This window comes from uncultured Cocleimonas sp. (assembly GCF_947495625.1).
In the GTDB taxonomy this organism is placed as follows: Bacteria; Pseudomonadota; Gammaproteobacteria; order Thiotrichales; family Thiotrichaceae; genus Cocleimonas.
The window spans coordinates 1-6,360 of the sequence record NZ_CANLZW010000065.1; the positions used below are offsets into that span (position 1 = coordinate 1).

Annotated in this window: 6 protein-coding genes; 4 read left to right on the forward strand and 2 right to left on the reverse strand. The window is 40.8% G+C overall.

Annotated features, from left to right (window positions below; translation table 11 throughout):
• Window positions 1-78: 78 nt before the first annotated feature.
• Entirely contained in the window at window positions 79-1,494 is a 1,416-nt protein-coding gene (locus Q1A31_RS20770; RefSeq protein ID WP_299881691.1) for a deoxyribodipyrimidine photo-lyase, read from the reverse strand.
• 152 nt (window positions 1,495-1,646) lie between these two features.
• Here Q1A31_RS20770 and Q1A31_RS20775 point away from each other — a divergent pair, with 152 nt between their 5' ends.
• Window positions 1,647-2,615 (forward strand): DUF523 and DUF1722 domain-containing protein, encoded by a 969-nt coding sequence (locus Q1A31_RS20775; protein ID WP_299881693.1) that lies wholly within the window; start codon window positions 1,647-1,649, stop codon window positions 2,613-2,615.
• Between the two features lie 63 nt (window positions 2,616-2,678).
• On the opposite strand, the gene Q1A31_RS20780 is transcribed toward Q1A31_RS20775, so the two are convergent.
• Window positions 2,679-3,860 (reverse strand): metal ABC transporter solute-binding protein, Zn/Mn family, encoded by a 1,182-nt coding sequence (locus Q1A31_RS20780; RefSeq protein WP_299881698.1) that lies wholly within the window; start codon window positions 3,858-3,860, stop codon window positions 2,679-2,681.
• Between Q1A31_RS20780 and znuC the strand changes: the two genes are divergently transcribed.
• The 3 genes from znuC to Q1A31_RS20795 are packed head-to-tail and all read left to right on the forward strand — an operon-like array spanning window position 3,859 to window position 6,284.
• The gene (gene znuC / locus Q1A31_RS20785; protein ID WP_299881701.1) at window positions 3,859-4,740 is read left to right on the forward strand and encodes a zinc ABC transporter ATP-binding protein ZnuC; all 882 of its coding nucleotides are present in this window, start codon (window positions 3,859-3,861) and stop codon (window positions 4,738-4,740) included. The two genes, Q1A31_RS20780 and znuC, sit on opposite strands and share 2 nt — an antisense overlap.
• Window positions 4,733-5,518: a metal ABC transporter permease gene (locus Q1A31_RS20790; protein WP_299881704.1), complete on the forward strand. Its 786-nt coding sequence runs from the start codon at window positions 4,733-4,735 to the stop codon at window positions 5,516-5,518. Before znuC ends, Q1A31_RS20790 begins: the two co-directional genes overlap by 8 nt.
• 58 nt (window positions 5,519-5,576) lie before the next feature.
• Window positions 5,577-6,284: a DUF3592 domain-containing protein gene (locus Q1A31_RS20795; RefSeq protein ID WP_299881707.1), complete on the forward strand. Its 708-nt coding sequence runs from the start codon at window positions 5,577-5,579 to the stop codon at window positions 6,282-6,284.
• Window positions 6,285-6,360: the final 76 nt, after the last annotated feature.

A 6,360-nucleotide genomic window follows, 5' to 3' on the forward strand; every position in this document is an offset into this window, starting at 1 on the left:
TGGTACAAACATTATAACAATTGAAGTTCAGGCTTTCTTTAGTTTGAATAACTATGGGACAGCAGTGGGGGTGACTTTCTATTTAATCTGTGAATATCTATCCAGCGCACGTTCTCTGGTGGCTTTCAAATCAACCATCGCTTCAGGATAATTACATTCCTTCGCCTGTTCCGCCGTGGGTTGGTGGATAGATTTATTATCCAGTTTACTCAGCTCTGGAACCCAGCGACGTATATATTCGCCTTTCCCATCGAATTTATTACTTTGTAACACAGGGTTAAAGATTCGATAATAGGGTGCAGCATCCGCGCCACTGCCAGCCACCCATTGCCAGCCCATGGTATTATTGGCGATATCCGCATCAACCAAGGTATCACGAAACCATTCTTCGCCTTTGTGCCAGTGAATCAATAAGTTTTTGGTTAAGAAAGAAGCCACAATCATCCTCACACGGTTGTGCATATAACCTGTTTGCCAAAGCTCTCGCATACCCGCATCAATAATGGGAAATCCTGTATTCCCTTGTTGCCAGCGTTTTAATTCATCGTCATTGTTTCGCCATTCAAACCCTTTGTATTTTTCGAAAAGTGGATCTGTGACTGTTTGTGGAAAGTGATACAACAATGCGTAAGCAAACTCGCGCCATACGACTTGGCGTAAAATATGACCCACGCCATGATCATGATGTGGGTTCTGTGCTTTATGCATATTGCTGTAATGAAATACCTGTAATGGGCTGATTTCACCAAAATGCAAATGTGGCGAAAGTAGAGAAGTGCCGCCAATTGCAGGGAAATCCCTCCTTTCTTTGTAGTTTTGTACGCCATCTTCTAAAAATTCATGCAGTACATCGTGTGCAGCATCTTCACCTACTTTCCAGTGCGCCATCATTGCCTCATCCCATCTTGGAATAGGTTGTTGAGGAAGAAGGTTGAGTTGAGATAGCTCTAATGAGTTTGGCCATTTTGCTAAAGGTTTAAAGTCCGTTGGTGTTTCATACGGCGCTGTAAGAACAAGTTTCTGTACTAATGCTTTCCAGTAAGGGGTAAATACTCGATACGGTGTATCGTCCTGCTTCAAAACCTCCCAAGGCTCTAGTAATAAATTCCCTGTAAAACTTTTAATGGCTAACTGCTGACTTAATGTAGATTTAATCTCTTCATCGCGTTTAATCACTTTCGGTTCGTAACAACGATTCCAATAGAGATTAGTCGCGCCAGTTTCACTGATAAGTTCGTTTAAAACCTCAAGTGGATTACCTTCTCTAAAAATCAGTTTCGATTTTTTCGCAACCAAGTCTGCAGACAAACTCTCTAAGCTGCGATGCAACCAGACACGACTTGCACCACCGATACTACTAATGCTCTGATCCATGGGATCGTCAATGAATAATGGGATAACCACATTACATTCGTTGCATGCATGCAGTAATGCAGCGTTATCTGATAAACGTAAATCTTGCCTAAACCAAACGATACCGGTTGTAACCACCATAAGTTCTTTCCTCATAAGCATCTAATGATGCTGAATTATTGAATATGTATACTTCTGCTTGGCTAGTATTGTACAACTATTTTAAAATAGTTGTACAACTTATGTATAATTATGTACAATGTTTCAAAACAACCTAATTCAGGAGACTGAAAATGCTTACTAATAAAAATTTTCCAAAACTAAAACTCGGTATCAGTAGTTGCCTTCTTGGCAATGAGGTTCGCTTCGATGGCGGACACAAGCGTAGTCAGTACATTCAAAACACCTTAGCACGCTTTTTTAATTTCCAGACATTCTGCCCTGAAGTGGCTATCGGAATGGGCATCCCCCGCAAACCTATACGCTTAGTTCGTAAGTCTGATGAAGACGGTAAAAAAGCATATGCGGTTGATGTAAAGAATAACGAATTAGATTACACCAATGAACTGCATGAATATTCAGAGATGATTGCTAAAAATTATCTATCAGACATCAGTGGTTACATTTTCAAGAAAGATTCGCCTAGCTGCGGTATGGAACGCGTAAAGGTGTATAACCCTGAAGGTCACTTCGTACACAAAGATGGCGTGGGCATATACGCAGCAGTCATTAAAGAACACTTCCCACACATGCCAATGGAAGAAGAAGGCCGATTGAATGACGTGAATCTTCGTGAAAGCTTCCTTACACGTGTTTATTTGTACAACGATTGGCAGAATATGATTAAAGAAGGTATGACACCACGTGGTCTAGTGAATTTTCATGCCCAGCAAAAATATCTGTTTATGGCACATAACCAGCACGTTGCTCGTGAATTAGGCCAGATGGTTGCCAAAGCTGGAAGCGAAGATATTAATGAATTAGCTGAAGCGTATATTACGTTAGCAATGCAGGTATTAAAGAAGCAACCTGACCGTAAACGTCATACCAATGCGTTACAGCACATTATGGGTTATTTAAGAAAGCAGATTGATAGCGATGATCGCCAGGAATTACTAAACAGCATTATGTCTTTTCAAAAAGGCGAAGTGCCATTAGTGATGCCACTTACATTGCTCAAGCATCACTTTTCGAAGCACCCTAATGACTATATTGCTAAACAGCGTTACCTTTCTCCATTTCCAGTAGAGCTACGTTGGTAGTTGCTAGTAGTCTCTGCTTTTAAAGAAAGTAACGCTGGCAATAGTTGCTTCTCCCATTCGATACTATTGCAAGCAATCTGATATGGCTTTGCCCATATTGTTGAGCCAGCCAAGATATGCATCTTGGTTTGGCTCTGTTTTCCTTCCCAGCACATCAATTTCCACAACCTTTATTTTTTTACCTGCCTCAGCAGACTGATTCGAAAGCAAAGTATCGACTTGTGATTGGGCTATTTCAGGGTCTGTAAACACACAATGTATATTTAAATCCTCAATCAATTCACGTGTTTCACTCAGCTTTTTAGCCCCACTGCTTAAACCTTCATGCACATTAAGAACGATGGGATCAGCCAGTCCAAATTCATGAGAAAAATACTGCCATGAATTATGAAACACAATATACGGAATGCCAGACTTTCCATTTAACTGCTGACTAATCTGCATAGATTCTTGCCCCAGCTTGATGTCAAAATCATTCAGATTTTTTTCGTATATTTTTTGATTTTTGGGATCTAGTTTAGACAGCTCTTGCGTGATTTTTTTCGCCATTAACATCGCATTTTTAGGTGATGTCCAGATATGCATATCTTGTTTTGAGTGATTATGAATGGCGTGATCTGGCTTTTCTTCGCCTTTTGCCTCATTTACCGCTTTATCTGCTACCACTTCCGTTTGAGTATCCGCTTCCTCTTCGGCTTTAGCTTTATGAGATTCATGCTCATCGCCATCTACATGACCTTCGTGTAGCTCTTGCTCCCCATGATCGTGTCCTTCATGGTTTGCGAAACCAAAATTTTCAGGTTTATTTTTTAAGATTTCGTTTTTGGCTTTCCTTAGCCTATCCCAATCAATTAACGCCACACCCTCCATTTCTGCCAACGAAATGAGCTTATCTTTATGCTTTTCTAATAAAGGGTTAAGCATCACTTCCATGTGCTCATCGATACGAAAAATAATATCAGCCTGTGATACCTGGCGAATATCAGATGGCTTAAAGGTCGCTGTATGTGGCGATGAATAATCCGGAATCAGCTGAAAACTACTCGCTTGATTCTCTAATTGATCCCCTAAAATCGCTAAAACAATCGATTGCACTGGTTTTATAGTAGTGACAATTTGCAGTGGTTTGGATACTTGCGAGGATTCAGAATCTGTTTTATTTTCTGCTGCTTCTTTATCACCCCCATTGTTTCCACACGCAGTGAGCATTCCAGAAAGCAAAAAAAAGAGTACAATACCGCGCATGTCTGATCCTATCCAAAATAATAATGTTGATAAACTTAATAAACCAAAGCTTGATGAGTTACTGGCTTCGCTAGAGCATATCAACCTAAGTCTGCAGGGGAAGACGATTCTGCATGATGTTAGCCTAACTTTGCAAGCAGGAAAAATTCTGACCGTAATTGGACCAAATGGTGCCGGTAAATCTACACTGATTCGAATTCTATTAGGATTAGAAACCCCTGAAAGTGGGGAGGTGTACCGTAAACCTAAATTACGCATCGGTTATGTGCCACAGAAAATGTCTATCGATTCGCTGTTGCCATTAACCGTAGAGCGCTTTGTATCGCTATCTTCCAGATCATTTAGCAATACCGCAAAAGCCAAAGATTCGCTTGAAGAAACCGGCGTTAAACACCTTGCAAAACAAGCGATTCAACAATTATCAGGCGGTGAATTTCAGCGCGTATTATTAGCACGTGCGCTATTGCGTAAACCCGAATTATTGATACTCGATGAGCCTGCACAGGGGGTCGATGTTACTGGTCAGGCAGAACTTTATGAGCAAATCGCCGCATTAAAAGACAAATATGGCTTTGGCGTTCTAATGGTGTCGCATGATTTGCATTTAGTGATGCAAAAAACAGATCAGGTACTGTGTTTAAATCAACACATTTGCTGTAGCGGACAACCTGATGATGTCAGCAAGCACCCAGAATTCCAGCGTTTATTTGGTGACCTTCCCACTGAAGGTTTGGCTGTATACACCCACCACCACAATCATTGTCATGAATTAAATGGTGATGTGGTTGTTGGTGAATGTAAGCATGCTGATCACAATCACACTGAACATAAGCACGCTGAAATTAGCATCGATCAAAATGGAAAAGATACGCATGGATGATTTTTTAGTTCGTGCGATTCTCGCAGGCCTCGCGATTGCATTAATTGCCGGACCACTTGGTGCATTTCTTCTTTGGCGTCGAATGGCGTACTTTGGAGATACGCTTTCGCATTCAGCCATATTGGGCGTAGCACTCGGCATGTTAATGTCGATCAATGTGAATCTTGGCATTCTGATTTCTACATTAATGGTCGCCGCCTTATTGATACTTTCGCAACGGCAAAAACGCCTTGGTAGCGATGCCCTACTCGGTATTATTTCACACAGCGCACTATCACTGGGTTTAGTATTAATCAGTTTTGTACATGGTATGCGAGTCGATTTAAACGCCTGGTTATTCGGCGACATACTCGCCGTTACCTGGTCAGATTTAGGATTAATCGCTATAAGTGTGGGGGTGGTTCTTGCTGTGCTAATCGCCATCTGGAAACCGTTACTATCGCTAACCGTGCACGAAGAACTGGCCTTGGTAGAAGGTGTAAACATCTCGTTAATTAGCGCAATCTACACGCTTTTAATCGCCGTTTTAGTCGCGATTGCGATGAAAATAATCGGGGCGTTATTGATCACATCGCTATTAATCATACCTGCAGCAACCGCCCGACAGTTTTCTAAAACACCCGAACAAATGGCGATGCTCGCTATTGTCGCTGGCTGGATTTCGGTGATTTTAGGCTTAAGCGCCTCATTCATTTGGGACACACCCGCAGGACCATCGATAGTGGTAGCGGCATCTATGTTATTTTTAATTAGTCAGGTATTTAATAAACGTATATAACAACAAATGCCTCATCATATCCCTGTAATGTAAACAACCAGACAAGGTGTAGCCAACGATGAAAATGCTAAAATATATCTTTTTACCTATCGGTTTAGCCTTACTAGCTGGCGCATTTTATTTTTATACGAGCACCCAGACATTTTTAAAAGGCGCACTGTCCGCCCAAGGAACGGTCATAGAACTGGTCCGTTCCAAATCTTCTAACAGTTCCTCAAGTAGCAGCAGTTATACCTACAAACCCGTCGTTGAATTTAAAACACCAGCGGGTAAGCGAATAGAGTTCACCTCTTCAACCGGTTCTAAGCCGCCATCTTATTCTAAAGGAGAGATCGTTGAAGTATTCTATGATGAATCCTTTCCGCAAAAAGCCAAAATAAATGGGTTCTTCTATTTGTGGGGTCCCGCAATTATTTTAGGCTTAATGGGCGTAATATTTACCCTGATTGGGGCTGCCATGCTCTTTATGAAATACCGAAAAAACAAAAATATAGAGTACTTAAAATTAAAAGGAACACCTGTTAAAGCTAAATTTCAAAGTGTTGAAAGAAATAGAATGTTAGCCGTTAACAAAAGTAATCCCTATCAAATTTATGCACAATGGAAAAATCCAATGACATCAGAATTGCATATTTTTAAAAGTGAAAACTTATGGTTTGACCCCACGAATCATATCAACACAGATGAAATAACAGTTCTCATTGATAGAAATAACCCGAAAATATATTACGTAGACACATCATTTCTACCCAAATTAGCGGATTAAATTGACACCCGGTGAATTCAACAACTAAATGCAATTCTTTGAAACAATCTAAGGAAAGGGTAAGTTGCCGTAAACT